Source organism: Streptomyces sp. OR43 (genome assembly GCF_008042275.1).
Classification (GTDB): domain Bacteria; phylum Actinomycetota; class Actinomycetes; order Streptomycetales; family Streptomycetaceae; genus Streptomyces.
On the sequence record NZ_RDBK01000043.1, the window covers coordinates 2195182 to 2213388 of the forward strand.

The 18207-nt window shown below is 70.4% G+C and carries 16 protein-coding genes; 7 read left to right on the forward strand and 9 right to left on the reverse strand.

What is annotated here, in order from left to right; all coding sequences use genetic code 11:
• Positions 1-147: 147 nt before the first annotated feature.
• Entirely contained in the window at positions 148-957 is an 810-nt protein-coding gene (locus EAO72_RS28745; RefSeq protein ID WP_187285254.1) for a HEAT repeat domain-containing protein, read from the reverse strand.
• A 105-nt stretch (positions 958-1062) separates the two neighbouring features.
• On the opposite strand from EAO72_RS28745, the gene EAO72_RS28750 reads away from it, so the two are divergent.
• Complete coding sequence (locus tag EAO72_RS28750) at positions 1063-1515, forward strand: DUF3224 domain-containing protein (protein ID WP_148020064.1); 453 nt, start codon at positions 1063-1065, stop codon at positions 1513-1515.
• A gap of 108 nt (positions 1516-1623) precedes the next feature.
• Here the strand turns inward: EAO72_RS28750 and EAO72_RS28755 are convergent, their stop codons facing one another.
• Complete coding sequence (locus EAO72_RS28755) at positions 1624-2364, reverse strand: DUF4232 domain-containing protein (RefSeq protein WP_148020065.1); 741 nt, start codon at positions 2362-2364, stop codon at positions 1624-1626.
• Positions 2365-2416: 52 nt separating this feature from the next.
• The gene (locus EAO72_RS28760) at positions 2417-3157 is read right to left on the reverse strand and encodes a DUF4232 domain-containing protein (protein WP_148020066.1); all 741 of its coding nucleotides are present in this window, start codon (positions 3155-3157) and stop codon (positions 2417-2419) included.
• Between the two features lie 417 nt (positions 3158-3574).
• Here EAO72_RS28760 and EAO72_RS28765 point away from each other — a divergent pair, with 417 nt between their 5' ends.
• Positions 3575-5020: a helix-turn-helix domain-containing protein gene (locus EAO72_RS28765; protein ID WP_148020067.1), complete on the forward strand. Its 1446-nt coding sequence runs from the start codon at positions 3575-3577 to the stop codon at positions 5018-5020.
• A gap of 89 nt (positions 5021-5109) precedes the next feature.
• Here EAO72_RS28765 and EAO72_RS28770 read toward each other — a convergent pair whose 3' ends face one another.
• From EAO72_RS28770 to EAO72_RS28780, 3 genes are all read right to left on the reverse strand, one after another.
• Positions 5110-5907, reverse strand: coding sequence for a DUF4253 domain-containing protein (locus EAO72_RS28770; protein WP_148020068.1), 798 nt, complete (start codon positions 5905-5907; stop codon positions 5110-5112).
• Between the two features lie 9 nt (positions 5908-5916).
• On the reverse strand, positions 5917-7428 hold the full coding sequence (locus EAO72_RS28775; protein WP_148020069.1) for a hypothetical protein: 1512 nt from the start codon (positions 7426-7428) through the stop codon (positions 5917-5919).
• 268 nt (positions 7429-7696) lie between these two features.
• Positions 7697-8071, reverse strand: a complete 375-nt coding sequence (locus EAO72_RS28780) for an ATP-binding protein (RefSeq protein WP_410090546.1) — start codon at positions 8069-8071, stop codon at positions 7697-7699.
• A 299-nt stretch (positions 8072-8370) separates the two neighbouring features.
• Between EAO72_RS28780 and EAO72_RS28785 the strand changes: the two genes are divergently transcribed.
• Complete coding sequence (locus EAO72_RS28785; protein WP_148020071.1) at positions 8371-8799, forward strand: hypothetical protein; 429 nt, start codon at positions 8371-8373, stop codon at positions 8797-8799.
• A gap of 98 nt (positions 8800-8897) precedes the next feature.
• Here EAO72_RS28785 and argS read toward each other — a convergent pair whose 3' ends face one another.
• Positions 8898-10670 (reverse strand): arginine--tRNA ligase, encoded by a 1773-nt coding sequence (gene argS / locus EAO72_RS28790; protein WP_148022097.1) that lies wholly within the window; start codon positions 10668-10670, stop codon positions 8898-8900.
• A gap of 168 nt (positions 10671-10838) precedes the next feature.
• Between argS and lysS the strand changes: the two genes are divergently transcribed.
• Positions 10839-12605, forward strand: coding sequence for a lysine--tRNA ligase (lysS, locus tag EAO72_RS28795; protein ID WP_148020072.1), 1767 nt, complete (start codon positions 10839-10841; stop codon positions 12603-12605).
• Positions 12606-12751: 146 nt separating this feature from the next.
• On the opposite strand, the gene EAO72_RS28800 is transcribed toward lysS, so the two are convergent.
• Together EAO72_RS28800 and EAO72_RS28805 are read right to left on the reverse strand one after the other, a co-directional pair.
• Positions 12752-13690, reverse strand: a complete 939-nt coding sequence (locus tag EAO72_RS28800; RefSeq protein WP_148020073.1) for an ACP S-malonyltransferase — start codon at positions 13688-13690, stop codon at positions 12752-12754.
• A gap of 288 nt (positions 13691-13978) precedes the next feature.
• Positions 13979-14809: a UbiA family prenyltransferase gene (locus EAO72_RS28805; RefSeq protein ID WP_187285255.1), complete on the reverse strand. Its 831-nt coding sequence runs from the start codon at positions 14807-14809 to the stop codon at positions 13979-13981.
• An 826-nt stretch (positions 14810-15635) separates the two neighbouring features.
• On the opposite strand from EAO72_RS28805, the gene EAO72_RS28810 reads away from it, so the two are divergent.
• From EAO72_RS28810 to EAO72_RS28820, 3 genes are read left to right on the forward strand one after another with little or no spacing between them, the layout of a single operon-like run.
• The gene (locus tag EAO72_RS28810; protein WP_148020075.1) at positions 15636-16283 is read left to right on the forward strand and encodes a 4'-phosphopantetheinyl transferase family protein; all 648 of its coding nucleotides are present in this window, start codon (positions 15636-15638) and stop codon (positions 16281-16283) included.
• A gap of 53 nt (positions 16284-16336) precedes the next feature.
• A complete protein-coding gene (locus EAO72_RS28815; protein WP_187285256.1) occupies positions 16337-17437 on the forward strand; it encodes a sensor histidine kinase in 1101 nt (366 codons plus the stop codon).
• Positions 17421-18095, forward strand: coding sequence for a response regulator (locus tag EAO72_RS28820; RefSeq protein ID WP_261991659.1), 675 nt, complete (start codon positions 17421-17423; stop codon positions 18093-18095). Before EAO72_RS28815 ends, EAO72_RS28820 begins: the two co-directional genes overlap by 17 nt.
• Positions 18096-18207 lie beyond the last annotated feature (112 nt).

Here is an 18207-nt window from a genome sequence, read left to right on the forward strand (position 1 = left end):
CATTCAGCAGGGCGGAAACATTCAGCAGGGCGGAAATCGACGCGCATGTCGCCAAGCGTCTGGACCGGCAGGAAATCCTGCACCGAGACGTGCCGCCGGGGAAGATCGTGTGGTGCGAGTTCGGCTGAAGGGGGATCGGGCGGCTCGTCAGGCCGGGTTCAGGCGGTCGGTGAAGTCGACCGCTTCACGTACGTCCTCGTCCGGGTCCTCGGAGAGACGTGTGAGGAGCTCGTCGACTCCGGGGGTACGCCAGCGGGCCACGGCCTCGACCAGGGCCACGCGGACGTCCGCGTCGGGGTGGTCGGCGAGGTGGGCGAGTTGGTCGATCGGTCCGCGTCGGCGGAAGCCGAACCAGTGGAGGGTCGCGCAGAGCTGTGCGGCGTCGCCGAGGGTGCCTGCTTCGGCGATCCGGCCGAGGAGGACGGAAGGCGCGGGTGCGGGCCCGTCCAGCGGATGCGGCCTGCGGCGGCGCAGGCGCTGGGAGCCGTACTCACCGCGTACCCGGCAGCCGTAACAGGTGCAGGGCGCCGTGCCGTTGGAGCCGGGGAAGTAGCGCCAGCCGGTGACCTGGCGGACCGTGTGCACGCGGTGGATCTCGGCCCGGGTCGCGGCCCGGGGCACGAAGACCTCCCAGCCGCGCGGGTCCTCCAGGGCGGCCACCCGGCGCACGGCTTCGCTCGCCGTGGTGAGGGTGTGGGAACGTTCCGGGCGGTTGCTGTAGTGGCCGACCGTGACGGGTTCGTCGTCCGGCAGCCGCAGGTGGACGGCGACGAGGCCGCGCGGGCCGCCGTGGCGGGCGAGTTCGCGCAGCCACTGGTGGGTCAGCGTGTAGGACGGCAGGACCGGGAAGCAAAACAGTCCCCTGTCGCCGTCCGGGCCACGACTGGCCGCCCGTATCCCCGACTTGCGGATGCGGGCCGCGTTGGCTGCGGGTGTCAGGTGGACGAACATGGCCATGGCGCCGATGGTAGAGGGATCGGTAGGTGTGCCGCCGTTGGTGGATGCGGCCCGCGTCTGCGGGTTCTAACCGCGTACACCGGCCGTGTCCTTACGATCGACGTCATGAGAGCCTCCGGAACCTTCACCGTGACCACGTTCGTCCCGGCCGATCTGAAGCCCGACCCCGAGGTGACCACCGCGCTCCCCGTCGGCGTCGCGACCCTCGTGAAGAGCTTCGAGGGCGAGATCACGGGGCGTTCGACGACCCTGTTCACCGCCGCCTTCGACCAGGCCGCCGGCGTCGGGACCTACGTGGCGATGGAGTCCTTCGAAGGTGCGGTCGGGGGTCGCGCGGGCACGTTCAACTTCGTGCACTCCGCCTCGACGAGCGGCGACGACCGCAGCAACGAGTTCTTCGCGATCGCGCCGGCCAGCGGGACCGGCGCGCTGGCCGGGATCCGCGGGGGCGGCGGGCTGGTCGTCGACGAGGACGGTACGCACCGGATCTGGTTCGATTTCGACTTCGACCCCGGGTCCGGCGCCGATTCCGGACCCGGCCGCGGCCAGGGCAAGTAGCGTCGCCGCCATGCACCCGTGTCGCGCGTGCGGAGTGGGCGTGACCGTTACGCGGACGGACCGGCCCTGCCCGCACGTGGCGGGGGACCGGTCCGGCTGGGGCGGGGCTCAGTAGGTGAGCGCGTCCGCCCGCTCGGCCTGCCAGTAGGTGACGAAGCCGTTGTCGTCCCAGTAGGTGTCGGACGGGAGCGTCAGGTTGACCGGGGTGCCCGTGGAGCCCTCGCCGCTCCTGCCGGAGAAGTGCACCTGGAGCCGGGTGCCCTTGCGCGGGGCCGGGCCGGCGCCGGGCTCGCCGGTCAGGCCGATGGCGGCGTACGCGGACTGGCCCGGGTCGAGCGTCACGACGGCCTGCGGTTGGCTGCTGTCCAGGACCGGGAAGACGGCCTGGGCGTCGTCGAAGCGGAGCCCCGGCGCGTAGTACGCGTAGCAGGGGCGGTCGCCCGTGTTGGTCAGGGTCAGCAGCAGGTGGTTGAGGGGGCGGCTCACCGTGGTGACGGAGGTCCGGGTGTTCCCGCCGTCGCATGTGACGGGGGTGCGGTCGGGCTTGGCGGTGCCGCTGCCGTTGCCTGTCCGCTTCGTGGAGCCGGTGGTGTTCTTCGCATCGCTCCGGGCGGGGGGAGCGGCGGTGTCCTTCGAGGTGCCGCCCGTGTCGGTGGTCTTCTCCTGCGGAGCGGCGGGCGCTGCCGGGGGAGGGGACTGCTTGACGGCCTGGTGGGCGGCGGCCGGAGCGGCGGCTCCCGCCTTGGCGCTTTCGCCGCCGGCGGTCTCAGTGCCGCACGCGGTGAGGGAGAGGGCGGCCAGGAGGGCGGTGGCGGCGAGGGCTGTGGTGCGGATGCGGTTGCTGCGCATGGTGGTGTTCCCCGTGTAGTCGTGCAGTGATGTGGTGGTGGTTCGCGGAGGCTCAGTAGGTGAGGGCGTCGTCCATGCTCATCTGCCAGTAGGAGACGGTCAGGCTGCTGTCCACGTGAACGCTCTTGGAGAGCGGCACGCCGACCGACGAGCCGGTGTTGTCGGAGTTGCCGTCGCGGTTCTGGAAGCTGACTTCCAGGTCCTTGGCGTCGTAGCCGTTCGAGCCGCTGCCGTCGGCGGACGAGGTCATGACGCCGGCGTATGCGGACTCGCCCGGGTTGATGGTCACCACGGCCTGCGGCTTGCTCTCGTCGAAGGTGTTCGGCACGGACTGGGCCTCGCCGAACTTCAGGTACGGGTAGTAGTAGGCGTTGCAGGCCTTCGAACCGGTGTTGGTCATCGTGAGCAGCATGTGGTTGACCGGGCGGCTCACCTCGGTGATCGACAGCTTGGTGTTCCCTCCGGTGCAGGTCACCGAGACCGCGTCGCCGCTGTCGCCGTTGCCGCTGTTGCCACCGTCGTCCTTCGGCTTCGCCGTGGACGTGCCGCCGCCGGAGCCCGAGCCGGTGGAGTCCTTGCCCTGGTCGGCGTCCGGGGCCGCCGTGCCCTTGTCGCCGGAGGATCCCGCGCTCTCCGCCGGGGTCTTCGAAGCGGAGCCGGCCGAAGCGGAGGGCAGGGCGTCGTACGGCTCCGGGTCGTCGCCCTGGCAGGCCGTCAGGGACAGGGAGGCGATCAGTGCGACGGCGCCGAGGGCGGAGGTGCGGGCGGCGCGGCGGAAGTTGAGAGTACGCATGAGAGAGATTTCCGTTCGTCGAGTGTTGCGGAGTGTGGGGCGCCGCTTTGGCGCACCGGGACCTGACGGATGTACTGGACAATGACGTGTGGTCAGAGGTGCCACAGGAGTGCGATGACGGTCGCGACAGAGGCGATCAGAACTCCTGTGGCGACTGCGTCGGTCAGGCTGAGTTGAGGACGAGTACGCACGGCGGCTCCCGGTGGCGGGCAAAGTTGGTGGGTGTACGAGTCGCGCTGCTCGCCCTTGCCGGGGTGCCGCTGCGGTGTGTTCCACCATCGTGTCGGGTCCGTGAATCCGGTGGCAACGGATCCCGGCCGGTACGGGACGCTGGAACGGAAAAACGGCCTCTGACCTGCGAAGACATCACCTGCCTGGGACGCCGTTCCGGGAGGGTAGGAGAGGGGAACGGTCAGGGTGAGCACGGAGATCCAGGACTTCGCGGCCTTGCTCAGGGGGCTGAAAGAGCGCTCCGGGCTGAGCTACGGAGCGCTCGCCCAGAAGCTGCACATGAGTACCTCCACGATTCATCGGTACTGCAACGGCGAGGCGGTCCCGCACGACTACGCGCCGGTCGAGCGCTTCGCGCGCGTGTGCCGTGCGACGTCGGACGAGCTCGTGGCGCTGCACCGGCAGTGGATCCTCGCCGACGAGGCGAAGCGGCGAGGTGCCCGGAGGGCCGAGGCTGTCGGGACGTTCGAGCCGTCGTTGGTGACGTCGGAGCTCTCGGCCCCGACGGCGGCGGAGCCGGTGAACCGGCATGAGCCGGGACCGGGGCAGGGGCCGGAAGGAGAACCGGAACGGGGAGCGGAAGCGGAAGGGAACGCGGAAGCGGAGGCGGCCCCCGACGCGACGGTGGCCGAGGACGTGACCCCGGATGTGCGGAGCGCCGGAGCCGCGCCGGTCCCGGGCCGGTTGTCCGGCAAGCGACTGCGGGTCCTGCTCGCGACCGCCGCTGTCGTGGCGCTCACCGTGCCCACGGCGTTGGCGATCAACCACTACTCGGGCGAGCGCACCCGCGAGGAGGGGATGGACACGCCCCGCAGCAGCGCACCGGTCACGCCGAGCCGGAGCGACAGCACGTCTCCGTCGCCGAGTCCTTCGAAGCCCTCGCCGTCCGCGACCAGCGGTTCCGCTTCACCCTCCGCCGCGGCCGCCAAGTCCACCGCCCCCCAGGGTGCGGACGGGAAGGCAGGGAACGGCGTCGGGTCCCGGGGGGTGCCGGTGACCGCCACTCTCAGTGCGTACAACTGGGACTGGCCCTGCGACCAGTACTTCCTGCTCGACCGCGACCCCAAGGGCATGCCGCCGGTGCCCGACACCGCGGACAGGGCCAGGCGCAACTGGGCGGCGCAGCTGGGCGGGGTGGACGCGGGGAAGATGCTGATCGAACTCACCCTGCAGGGAGCGTCGCAGCAGGCGGTCGTCCTGAAGGCGCTCCATGTCCGGGTGGTGAAGCAGGAGGCCGCGACCGACTGGCCCGCGTACTCGATGGGGGAGGGCTGCGGGAGCGGCATCGTGCCGCAGACGTTCAATATCGACCTCGACGACGGCCAGCCCGTATCGCGGCCGGTCGCCGGCGAGGACGCGGGCAAGGTCGTTGCGGCGAAGAACTTCCCGTACCGGGTGAGCTCCACCGACGTGGAGGTGTTCCACCTCGACGCGCACACCGAGGACCACGATGTGACCTGGTACCTGGAACTGGAGTGGTCCAGCGGGGACCGGAGCGGGATGCTGCGCATCGACGACAACGGCAAGCCGTTCCGTACGAGCAGCATGAAGGACCGGCCCGTGTACGAATATCGGCATGACACTGCCGAGTGGGAGGACATCGCGGAGTCGCTGGAGGGCCAGGGCAGCTGACCTCCGCCTCGGAGCTCGTACCCGAAGCCCGAAGCCGGGGGCACGGGAATCAGGGACAGGGCTTGGGCAGGGATGCTTCTTCCGAGAGATCAGTCCCACCAGAAGGCCCAGGTCTGCTGGTTGAGCACCGCCTTCTCCGCGTAGGCGTCCAGGCTGTTCAGCGTGGACTGCTGGATGTTGTCCGGGCAGAACGCGAAGTGCTCGGCGGCCAGGGCCTCGGACTCGGCGATCGTGGTCGGCGGGCGGCTCACCGAGACGACCATCGTGTCGAACCCGAGCACCACGACCCGCGCTCCGAACCGGTCCTCCCAGGAGCGCAGCACCGCGCAGAGCCGCGCCACGTCGTTCTCGTGGTTGAGCGGTCCCGACCAGCCGATCGCCGCCGGTATGTCCGCGCTGCGGCGCGCGGGCACGAGGCCCGCCCGCAGTCCGGTCATCGGGCTGCTGGTGTCGGTCAGGAAGTCCGCGAGGCCCGCCGCCGACGTGTCCGGGTCCTCGGCCGCCGCCTCGGCCGGGACGGGGGCGAGCCCCGGCCAGTCTGCCGAGGACTCGTCGAGGCCCAACTCCTCCGGGGCGTACGCCTCCCAGGCCTCGCTCAGGACCTCTTCGGCGTCATGGTCGCCGGGGTAGGAGGTCCTGGCCGGGCCGAGGTCCCACGCCTCGGGCCACTGGTCGCGCATGCCGCCGTCAATCAGTACGGGCAGCAGGCCCACGGGCCGTCCGGAGGTGCGCAGGGCGGTCCAACTGCCGGGGGACGCGGGCGCGTCCGCGTACCAGAGCAGGGGCTCGTGCCAGACCTCGTCGATCGTGGCGTCCACGAAGGTGCCGGGTGGCAGGTGCAGGTCTGCGTCGGCCGGGGAGCTGAGTGGGTTCGGGAGTGTCGCCATGGAGGAACTCTAGGCGCCGCCTCTGACAGTCGCCCCCGTCCCCACGGGCATGGGGGCGGAGGCTTCCGTGGCCCCGGACGTGTCCTCGTGGAGGATCGCGTCACGCGCCGTGCGCGTGGTCTCGGCGGCGGTGTCGTGGTCGAGACCGGCCTTGTTCATGACGATGATGCCGAGGCTGCCCCGGTCGGCCCAACTGCACGCCGTGTGCGCGCCCTCCTTCTCCAGATCGGTGGCGTACGAGACGCAACGCAGTCGTCCGCCGCGGGCGCCTGGGGGCGCGTCCCAGATCGCGTCGATGGTCGATGCGGATTCGGCGAGCCCCAGTTCGTAGCCCTCGACCAAGTCCGACGGTGCGTTGTGCAGGTCGCCGAGTCCTCCGTAGATGAATGCGACGGGCTGGGCGCCGTTCTCCGCCGGCTGCTGGACGGTTCCGTAGACGTACGAGAACGAGTCGTCGAAGGCCTCCGTCCACAGCGCGAGCGTGCCGTCGTCGTCACCGTCCACGGCGGTGAGCAGGGGGGCGCCGAGAACAGTGGCCGGTGGCGTGGCCACGTAGCGCGGGTAGTCCGTGTTCTCCGCGGTCTTCCACAGCAGCGGCGAGGCCGCCGCGCCGAGCACGATGGCCAGAACCGCCAGGTTCACGGCGAGTTGACGGGAGCCGAAGTCGGGCGGCGGCGGCAGGGGGCTGACCGGCGGGTTCGCCGCGTCCGGGGGCGCGAGGAGGCGGGCCGCGCCTCGGGCCTGGGCGTGGCGCTCCAGAGCTCGCAGGGCCATGCCCGGCACGAAGAGGAGGGCGGCGATCAGGGCGACCCAGTCCGGCAGGTGGAACGCGGCCCGGACGACCGTCAGCGTCGCCGCGACCGCCGTCACGATGAGCAGGGACGCGAGCGGTGCCCGCACGTGGGCCAGGAACAGCCGGCGGCCGGGGCGGGTGAGCGCCGTGAGTGTTTCCGCGCGCACCGCCAGGCGCTCGTCGTACGGGTACTCCGCGGCCTGTTCCTCGGCCAGGCGGGCCGCTTCGGCGAGGTCGGGGGTGTGGGCGAGAGCGGCGCGGACGTCATGGCGCTGGATGTGCGCGGCAGTGGCCTTCGGCAGGGCGCCGGGGCCCGGGAGCACCATGATCTCGCCCCGGGCGTGCCGGTCCACGTGCAGGGCCTGTGGTGAGCCGGGGGCCAGCTCCATGATCCGGGCCGCCAGCACGGGGCCGCGGGCGTGGCGGCCGGGGCGGTCGAGGGCGTCGGATTCCAGGCAGAGTTCGGCGTACGCCGTGAGCAGGCCGAGGTCGTCGGGGAAGGCGTCCAGGCCCTGGCGGTAGGCGCGTTCGGCCTCGTCGTCGTGGTCGTCCTCGTTCTCGGCGGCGTGGGCCCGGCCCAGCAGGAGGTAGAGCGCCGGGTCGGGGCCGTATCGTTCCAGCGCGGCGGTCGCCTGCGCGCGGGCGTCGGCCGGTCTTCCGCCGTTGAGAGCGGCCTGCGCCGCCGCTGTCGCCTCTTCGGGCGACGAGTCGTGTTCGGTGTCCTGCATGAGATCCCCACCCCTGGTGACGCGGCCGACAAGAGATCGGCCGCGTCACTATCGCCTGTCGGCTGAAGGCCGGTCAATGGCTGCCGAGGGAAGAGTTCGCAGGTCGGGCGCGGTGCGGGGCGGTGGCGCCGGCGGTCGGCAGCCGGTTGCCGTGACGCTGTATTGCGCTGTGCCGTGTGAATGGCCGTTCCGGTGCCGGAATTCCCGGGTTTTCCCGGTGAGTTGAGTCGTGCCGCCAAGGAGAATCCGGGCGGGAATTCCGCTGCGGTCAGCGCGGCAGTACGGCAAGAATGATCTTTCCCTCGCGGCCGAGCGGGCGGATGGTCACCCGATGGGCCAGCCGAAGGACCATCGGCCAGCCGAAGCCGCCCGTCCGGCCGCTCATGTCAGGGACGCGGGACTGCGGATGTGCGGGGCTCGGGTCGGCGACGCGGACGTGCAGGCTGCGGCTGTCGGCTTTGAAGGACAGGGCGGTGACCGCTCCGGCGTGCTGGATCGCGTTCGTGACCAGCTCCGACGAGAGCAGCAGCAGATTCTGGACGGTGCGCGCCGACGGGGCGGGGTGCAGCCGCGCCGCGAAGTCGGCGGCTGCCGCGCGTGCTTCCGCCGCTCGGTGGGGTGGCGGTACCGGACATCGCGCGATCTCCCTCCCGGTGGAGGAGCTGCCGGTCGGGGAGGTTCCGGTGGAGATGACTCGTGTGGACGTGACTCCGGTGGAAGTGACTCCGCCGGAGGAAAGGGGAGCGGCGCGCTGTTTCGTCATGTGGTCTCACCCCGTGAGTCGTACGTGGAGGCCGGTTCTCGCTGCGTGTACCCGGGGTATTTCGGTGTATCCGAAATTCTCCGGGCGAGAAAAGCGCGAGGAGGAAATGCGTGTCCTGCGGATTTCCGGGCACGTGTGTGCCTGACGCATCTGATGATCCGCTGCGAAGGGAACGCACCATGAACGAGTCCGTCGAACGCGTGCCGGACTCGACTCCGGTCGTCGTCGAGCCCGTGCCCGATCTCCAGCTCCAGCTGCTGATCCAGCTCCTCGACCGGGAGATGCGGTCCGGGCTGCCGCTCACGCTCACCCTTCCGGCCGGTGTGCTGCACGGCGATGTGATCGGCCACGAGGCGTGGAAGGCCGAATGGGCCAGGAGCCTGCGCCAGGTCGAGGGTGAGGGTGCCAACCTCATCGCGGAGTTCCCCGAGACGGTGGATCAGGGGATCAACGAGCTGCGGTCCGACGAGGACGTGCGGCAGCTGCCCCGCTGGATCCATCTGCGGGACGCGACGCTCGTCCTCGGAGGATCGGCCCCGATCGGGCTGCCGTTGTGGCGCGGCCGGCTGGCGGACGTGTCCGGGTGGGCGCTCGGGCGGCCCGAGTAGAGCAGCAGGGCCCTCTCGTCCGGAGCAGGCCCGAGACGGACGGAAAGACGACGGGGCCCGGCACACCGAAGTGTGCCGGGCCCCGTCCCTGTCCGTGCTCAGAGGCGCTCGGGGGTCCTGATGCCGAGCAGGGCCATGCCCTTGTGCAGGGTGCGGGCGGTGAGGTCGCAGAGGAAGAGGCGGTTCTCCACGACCTCGGCCGGGTTCTCGTCGCTCAGGACGTGGCACTGGTCGTAGAACGTCGTGTAGAGCGAGGCGAGCTGGTAGAGGTACGCGGCCAGCTTGTGCGGCTCGTAGCCCGCCGCCACCTCGGACAGCACCTCGCCGAACTGGTCCAGGTGCAGACCGAGCGCCCGCTCGGCCGGGGCCAGTTCCAGCTCCGGGTGCGCGACCGGCTTCGCGTCGCCGGCCTTGCGCAGGATGGAGCGGATACGCGCGTACGCGTACTGGAGGTACACCGACGTGTCGCCGTGCAGCGACACCATCTGGTCCAGGTCGAACTTGTAGTCCCGTACGGCGGAGGTCGACAGGTCCGCGTACTTCACGGCGCCGATGCCGACGTACCGGCCGTTCTCGACGATCTCCTCCTCGGAGAGGCCGATCTTCCCGGCCTTCTCCCGGACGACGGCCGTCGCCCGCTCGACCGCCTCGTCGAGCAGGTCCTCCAGCCGGACCGTGACGCCCTCACGGGTCTTGAACGGCTTGCCGTCCTTGCCGAGCACGGTGCCGAAGGCCAGCTGGTGCGTCGTGACGCCGTCGTTCAGCCAGCCGGCCCGGCGGGCCGTCTCGAAGACCATCCGGAAGTGCAGGGACTGCCGCACGTCCACCACGTACAGCAGGGTGCTCGCCTTGAGGTTCTGCACCCGGTCGCGGACCGCGGAGAGGTCGGTGGCCGCGTAGCCGTAGCCGCCGTTCGTCTTCTTGACGATCAGCGGGGTCGGGTTGCCGTCCGGGCCCTTCACGTCGTCGAAGAAGACGCAGAGCGCACCCTCGGAGCGGACGGCGACGCCCGTCTCCTCCAGGATCCGGCAGGTCTCCTCCAGCATGTCGTTGTACCCGGACTCGCCGACGATGTCGGGGTCGTTGATCTTCATGTCGAGCTTGTCGAAGACCGAGTAGAAGTAGATCTTCGACTCGTCGACGAACCGCTGCCACATGGCGAGCGTCTCCGGCTCACCGGCCTGGAGGGCGACGACCCGGTCCCGTGAGCGGTTCTTGAACTCCTCGTCGGAGTCGAAGAGGGCCCTGGACGCCTTGTAGAGCCGGTTCAGGGACGACATGGCGGCTTCGCCGTCGGCCTTGTCGTCCTCGTGGTTCAGCTCGTCGGGGTGCTCGATCAGGTACTGGATGAGCATGCCGAACTGGGTGCCCCAGTCGCCGATGTGGTGCCGGGGCACGACGGACTCGCCGGTGAACTCCAGGATCTGCACCATCGCGTCGCCGATCACGGCGGACCGCAGATGTCCGACGTGCATCTCCTTGGCCACGTTCGGCTGGGCGTAGTCGATGACGGTCGTGCCGGCCGAGGCGTTGTACGGCACGCCGAGCCGGTCCTCGTCGTCCGCGGCACGGGCGGCGAGCGTCTCGATGATCGCCTTGTCCGAGAGCGTGATGTTGAGGAAGCCGGGTCCGGAGACCTCGATGTCCTTGATCAGGTCGCTCGCCGGGAGGGCGCCGGTGACCTGGGCGGCCAGCTCGCGCGGGTTGCCCTTGAGCTTCTTGGCCAGCGCCAGGATGCCGTTGGCCTGGAAGTCGGCCCGGTCGCTTCGGCGCAGCAGCGGGTCCGCGGTACCGGCATCCGGCAGAGCTGCCGTCAGGGCGTCCGCCAGCTGCTGCTGGAGCGTGGAAGCGAGGGAAGTGACCGAGGCCATGAGCTGGCTGCCGTTTCCGTAGGGGTACAAGGGATGACCCCAAGTATCCCACGGGCTGTAAAGCGGTTTACGCCTCCGGCCGCGCGTCCCCGTAAAGCCGTTTTCGCGCTGTGGGTGGTACCTGGGAGAATGGTCCTCGCCCCTATGAGTCCTACAAGAGAGAAGGACGTGCCGACCGTGGCTCAGAGTCAGAGCAGCACCGAGACCGACTGGGTCTCCCGCTTCGCGGACGAGGTCATCGCCGAATCGGAGCGTCGTGCGCCTGGCAAACCGGTCGTCGTCGCGTCCGGCCTCTCCCCGTCGGGCCCGATCCACCTGGGCAACCTGCGTGAGGTCATGACCCCGCACCTGGTCGCCGACGAGATCCGCCGCCGCGGGTACACCGTCCGGCACCTGATCTCGTGGGACGACTACGACCGCTACCGCAAGGTGCCGAACGGGGTCGAGGGCGTCGACGCGTCCTGGGCCGAGCACATCGGCAAGCCGCTGACCTCGGTCCCCGCCCCGGCCGGGTCCGCGTACGCGAACTGGGCCGAGCACTTCAAGGCCGCCATGACGGCGGCCCTGGACGAGCTGGGTGTCGAGTACGACGGGATCAGCCAGACGGAGCAGTACCTGGCGGGGACGTACCGCGAGCAGATCCTGCACGCGATGCGCCACCGCGCGGACATCGACGCCGTCCTGGACCGCTACCGGACCAAGAAGGACCCGGCGGCCGGCGGTGCCAAGGGCGGCAAGAAGCCGCAGCAGCAGAAGAAGGTCGACGAGGCCGAGCTGGAGGCCGAGGCGGGCTCCGGTGCGGCGAGCGAGGACGACGGCAGCGGCGGCTCGGCCGGCTACTTCCCGTACAAGCCCTACTGCGGCAACTGCGAGAAGGACCTGACGACGGTCACGTCGTACGACGACGAGAGCACCGAGCTGAACTACACCTGCACGGCCTGCGGCTTCGCCGAGACGGTGCGGCTCAAGGAGTTCAACCGCGGCAAGCTCGTCTGGAAGGTCGACTGGCCGATGCGCTGGGCGTACGAGGGCGTGATCTTCGAGCCGAGCGGGGTGGACCACTCCTCGCCCGGGTCGTCGTTCGTCGTCGGTGGCCAGATCGTCCGCGAGATCTTCGACGGGGTGCAGCCGATCGGACCGATGTACGCGTTCGTGGGCATCTCCGGCATGGCGAAGATGTCCTCCTCCAAGGGCGGTGTGCCGACCCCGGCCGACGCGCTCAAGATCATGGAGGCGCCGCTGCTGCGCTGGCTGTACGCGCGCCGCAGGCCCAACCAGTCCTTCAAGATCGCCTTCGACCAGGAGATCCAGCGGCTCTACGACGAGTGGGACTCGCTGGGCCGCAAGGTCGCCGACGGTTCCGTGCTGCCGGCGGACGCCGCCGCGTACGCCCGGGCCATCGGTACGGCCGCCGGTGAGCTGCCGAGCACGCCGCGGCCGCTGCCGTACCGGACCCTCGCGTCGGTCGCCGACATCACGGCCGGGGCCGAGGACCAGACGCTGCGCATCCTCAGCGAGCTGGACCCGGACAACCCGCTGACGTCGCTGGACGAGGCCAGGCCGCGGCTCGACCGGGCCGAGAACTGGATCACCACCCAGGTACCGGCCGAGGCGCGCACCGTCGTCCGGAGCGAGCCGGACAAGGAACTGCTCGGGTCGCTGGACGAGCAGGGGCGCGAGTCGCTGCGGCTGCTCCTGGAGGGGCTGGACTCGCACTGGTCGCTGGACGGGCTGACCACGCTCGTCTACGGCGTGCCGAAGGTGATGGAGGGGCTGGAGGCCGATGCCAAGCCGACGCCGGAGCTGAAGGCGGCCCAGCGGTCGTTCTTCGCGCTGCTGTACCGGCTGCTGGTCAGCAGGGACACGGGTCCGCGGCTGCCCACGCTGCTGCTCGCGGTGGGTGCGGACCGGGTGCGGACGCTGCTGGGCGCCTGACCGCGTACGTACGCAGGGCGAAGGGCCGTCACCCGGGGATCCGGGTGACGGCCCTTCGTTTTCCCCCCGCGCGGGGGACGTCGCGGGGGGTGCGCCTCACGGGAGTGAGGCACGTGCGGGGGTTCTCGTGGCGTGCGGTGGCGGGGTCAGGCCGTGGGGGCCAGGGAGGCCTGCGGGTCGGAGAACGTGTCGCGGGGGACCCGGGGCACGGTGGCCTTGGCGAGGCCCGTCAGGGTCCTGCCCGGGCCGATCTCCATGAGGCGGTCGCAGGCCAGCTCCGTGGTGAGGGTGTGCAGCGTGTCCGCCCAGCGCACCGGTGCCGTGAGCTGGTGGCGGAGCAGTTCGGCCCAGTGCGGCCCGCCGCGGTGGGCGCGGGCGTCCACGTTGGAGACGACCGCGGAGTGGCCCGGCATGAACCGGGCCGTGGCCAGGGCCGCGGCGAACGGCTCGACCGCTTCGGCCATCAGCGGGGTGTGGAAGGCGCCGCCGACCGTCAGGGCCACCACCTTGGCCGCCCCTGCCCGTTCCGCCGCCCGGGAGCAGCGTGCCACGTCGGCCGCGTGGCCCGCGATCACCGTCTGCTGCGGCGAGTTGAGGTTCGCCACCCACACCTGGCCGCCGTCCGCGTGGGTCTCGTCGACCAGGTGCTGTGCCTGTGCGGCGTCCAGGCCGAGGATCGCGGCCATCGCCCCGTCCGCCCGGGCGCAGGCCGTCCGCATGGCCGCGCCGCGTGCCACGATCAGCCGGACCGCGTCCTGCGGGTCGAGGATTCCGGCGGCGACGAGTGCGGAGTACTCGCCCAGGCTGTGTCCGGCGCAGGCGCCGGGGAAGGCGGCCAGCGGGTGCTGGTGGCGCAGCTCCGTCAGCGCCACCATGGCCAGGGTGAAGGTGGTCAGCTGGGCGTTGTCGGTGCGCCGCAGCGTCTCGGTGCCGGCGTCCAGCAGCAGGGCCTCCATGTCCCGGCCGGCGGCCTCGGAGACCTCCGCCACCACGGACCAGCCGGGGGTGCGGTGCCAGGGCAGGCCCATGCCAGGACGCTGCGCTCCCTGGCCGGGGAACATGAGCGCCAGTCGGGTGCTCGCCATCGTCTTCCGTCTCCTTCCTGCGGCCGGGGGCGATATGGCACTGCGTGGCGGGTGACGCGTCACCGTCCACTGACACGCGTTCCCCGCCACTGGCGTCAGTGACTTTCCCATTCCCGGATTCCGCGGTCCGGATCGCATTGTTGCGATCCGTTGCTTTCTCCGGTGATGAAACCACTTCAACCACCCTGCCAGGACTGTGCGTTGCACTTGAGTGGTGGCTGAATGCGCCTTTGGGAGGGGGAGTGTTCCTTTGTGTTTCCGGGCCGGTTCCGCGTGTTGACCCGAATATCAGGCGACGGCCTGGCCGAGCAGGGCCAGATGTGCGCAGTGCTGCGTGACCATGAAGAAGCGGTACGGGCGGCGGCGCAGATGGCGGTCGTCGGTGGCGTGGCCCGCGAGCGTCACGGCGGCCAGGGCCAGGCCGCCCACCAGGACCACGCAGGCGGTGGGCAGTTGCTCCGGTGCCCAGCGCAGCGTCCCGGCGGTGAAGAAGGTGCCCACGGTCACGGCGCCGGCCGCGACGAGGACGCGGGTGCGGCGTTCGCCCAGGGTGACGGCCCAGGTGCGGCGGCCGGCCGCGGTGTCGCCCTCGATGTCGGAGAAGTCCTTGGCGACCGCGCCGACGAGCGCCATCCACAGGGACATGGCGAGGGCCGTGAGGAACAGCGCGGGTGAGCTCGGCGAGACGCCGAGGGCGAGGGGCCCGGCGGCGTAGGTGAGCAGTCCGGAGAGGAACACCACGCCCATCGCCGCGGGTGTGCTGTTCTTCCAGACGGTGCGGGGCGCGGAGTAGGCGTGCCCGAGCAGGAGCATGGCCGTGCACAGGAGCAGGGGGCCGAACCCGGCGCACGCCGCGCATATCAGCGAGGCGACGGCCGCGCCGCGGGCGACGAGCAGCGCGGTGTGGCGGGGCAGCCGGCCGCTCGCTATCGGGCGGGCCGATCCGTTGACCTGGTCCTCGTGGTAATCCATGCATCCGTTGTAGAGATAGGTGTAGAAGATGGCGCCGAACCATGCGAGGGAGCCGAACGCCGCCTGGAGAACCGATCGGGCGCCGAGGTCCGGATCCGCCGCGAGCGCCAGTGCGATACCGGCGAAATAACGGAGCTGGAAGGCCATCAGAACGGCGGGGCGGGATTCTTCGATGCAGAGTCGCAGAATGCTTGGATTCCGGTACTTCGGACCACTGGGTGCAGTCACAGGCAGTGGCCGTATCGTCGCCATAGGCATGCCCAGGAGCCTAGGCATGGGCAGGGGTACCTGACTGTTCTGCAAATGAGCCATGGCTACCACTAAAGAGGCATGGAATACCGGCGGGTCGGATTCCGAATTCCACCCGCGCCGGAACGGGCCGTGCCGGAGCCGACTGTGCGGAACTGGCCGTGCCGGAAGCGGCTGTGCGGAACTGGCCGTGCCGGAAGCGGCTGCGCCGGAACTCTGCGCCGGAACTGGTCGTACCGGAACCGGCTGTGCCGGAGTCCTATGCCTCTGTTCCGGTAAGCCTGCTGTGCCTCGGGTGCCTCTGTTCCGGTAAGCCGCCGGTGCCTCTGATGCCTCCGTTCCGGAATGCCGGTCAGCCGCTGGAGTCCGGTGCCTTCGTTCTGGTACGCCGGTCCACCGCCGAAGTGGACCCCCCGCCCGTCTCCCGCCCGCGCTTCGCTGGTGAGCAGGCGGGCGCCGTCGTTTCCGGCACCCCGCTTCCCGTTATGGGCCGTTGGCAGCCCTGGTCCGTTTCCGACCCCGGGAAGCCATCATGCGTACCCTCCTGTCCCCGTCCCTGTCCCCGTCCACGTCCCCGTCCCTGTCCCCGTCCACGTCCCTGTCTCCGTCTCTGTCCCCGCCCCCATCCGCTCCGTCCCCCTTCCCGGGCATCTCGGTTCTCGCGCCGGGGGAGATCCATGTCTGGTCCGTCCCGCTGGACCAGGTGCCGCCCGAGCGTGCGGAGATGGTCCTCGATCCCGGTGAACGCGCCCGTGCGGCGCGGATCCGTCATCCCCGCGCGCAGTGGCGCTACCGCCGGGCGCACCTCGCGCTGCGTACCGTGCTCGGCGGCTACCTCGGCGTCGCGCCCGGTCTGCCGCGCTTCACCCGGCGCTGCCCCGAGCCGGAGGTGTGCGGCGGCTGCGGCCGCGGACGGCCCGTGCTCGTGGACGGGCCGTGGCCCGATCTCGGCTTCAGCCTGTCTCATTCAGGAGCCGCGGCCCTGGTGGGTGTGGCCGGGGCGCCGGGCTCGGTCGGCGTGGACGTCGAACGGCTCCGCGCGACCTTCGACTGGGGCCGGGTGCCCGCGGTGGGGACGCAAGACCGGATTGCCGGATTCCGCACCTGGACCGCGGTCGAGGCGGTGGGCAAAGCGGCGGGAACCGGTCTGCGGATCCCGGTCTCGGTCGGCGCTCCCGAGGCGGGCGGACTGCGGCGCGCGCGCCGGTCAGGCGATTTGGCCGACTGGTACGTTCACTATGTGGACTGCCCCGACGGATATGTGGGTTGCGTCGCCACGGCGATGCCAGAGGCCGCGGTAAGCGTTTTCTCGTGGCCGTCAGGTGACTTGTCTCAGAACGTGGACGGGTGGAGCCGTGTTGACATTCCGTAACCGTACGATGATGATCCGACAGTCGGTTTCTGATGAGGGTGGGGGCTCTTTTGATGCATTCCGGTTTTGTTGAATCCGACACAGCCGAACAACTTCTGGGCCGGACACCTGAATTACTGTCCGACTACCGGGGCCGGCTCCAAAAGATCAAAAGCCCCCTGGTCGCCACCGAAGAGACCTGGCACACCTGTGCGCTGCAAGCCGAGCGGATCATCCGGGACTGCGCGGACAGCCTGCGCAGCGGCCGGGCCGACGTGCGCGACCGGCTGATCCAGCAGGTCGAGGGCCTGGGTGTGGCGCGGGCGACGCAGGGCATCGACGCCGTCCACTCCATCCGTGCCGGGATGATGCTCTTCGACATCGTCTTCGACGCGCTCGGGAAGGCGATGGTCGACTCGCCCGCCGCGTTCGACGGTTTCCAGGCCGGTGTGCGCACGTTGCAGCAGGGCATCGGCAGACGGCTGGAGGCCGGCGCGATCGGCCATGACACCTATCTGCTGAACACGGTGCGGGAGGTCAACGCCGCCAGTCAGCGGCAGCTCGCCCGAGAGATACACGACCACCTCGGCAACCACGTCAGTCTCGCCCTGCGCCGTATCGAGCTGCACGAACTGACCTGGGAATCCAGCCCCGACGAGGTCGCCGTACGGATCGGAGCCGTCAAGGACACCCTCACCGAGGCCCTCGGCATCATCCGCGACCTGGTGACCCAGCTGCGCCGTGCCGATCGCGAAGGCACGTTGGAGTCGGCGTTCGCCGCGTTCCTGGAATCGATGGAGATCACCCCCTCCAAGGTGCGGATCAAGGTCAACGGCAGTGAGGAGTGGGCCCCGCAGGACGTGCTCGACGAGGTGTTCCTCGTGGTGCGGGAGTGCCTGCGCAACTCCCTGGCGCACGCCGAGGCCGAGCATGTGCTCGCGACGGTGGACATCGCACCGTACAAACTGCAGGCGCTGATCGAGGACGACGGACGCGGCTTCGACGTCTCGGAGGTCGCCACGGCAGGCCGGGCCAACGGGATCGCGTCCTGCACCGAGCGGGTCGAACTGCTCGGCGGCACCATCCTGTTCGACAGTGCGCCCGAGGGCACCCGGGTCACGCTCACGATCCCCTTGATGGACCTCCCAGGTGATTCCGTTGAACGCGCGACCTGAACTGATCCGCATCCTGGCGGCCGACGACCACACTCTGCTGCGTACGGCGCTGGCCGAACTGCTCAACGCCGAGGACGACTTGCAGGTCGTCGCCCAGGCGAGCAGCGGGCGGGGGCTCGCGGAGCTGGTGGAGCGGCACCAGCCGCACGTACTGCTCCTCGACGTCGAGATGCCGGACCACCACCCCAGGGCGGCGGTACGCGGGCTGCTGGAACGTTTCCCCAGCCTGCGGATCATCATCCTCACCATGTACGACGACCAGCCGCTCGTCCATGAGCTGCTGCAACTGGGTGCCCGGGGCTATCTGCACAAGAGCGTCTCCCGGGCGGCCCTGCTGAGCGCGGTCCGCAACGCGGCGCGGGAGGACGACCAGATCACCATCCTGGTGCCGCGCTCGGGCTACACGGCGGGCGGTGACCAGGCGCACGACCAGGAGGCCGGTCCGGTGTCGCCGCGTGAGCGCGAGGTGCTGACGTGCGTCGCGGAGGCCATGAGCAACCGGCAGATCGCCGCCAGGCTCGGCATCACCGAAGGCACCGTCAAGCGTCACCTGCGCAATATCTTCGACAAGCTGGACGCGGTGTCGCGCATCGACGCGGTGAACAAGGCACTGGCCCAGAAGCTCATCGCGGCGCCCCGGGGCCGTTCGATGCGCTGAGACGCGCTGAGACGCGCTGAGGAGCGGGGCTCAGCGGCGGCGCTGAGGGCAGGCGCTGAGCAGCGGCGTGGAGGAGTGGGCCTGAGCGGCGGCGCTGGGAGCGCTGAGCGGC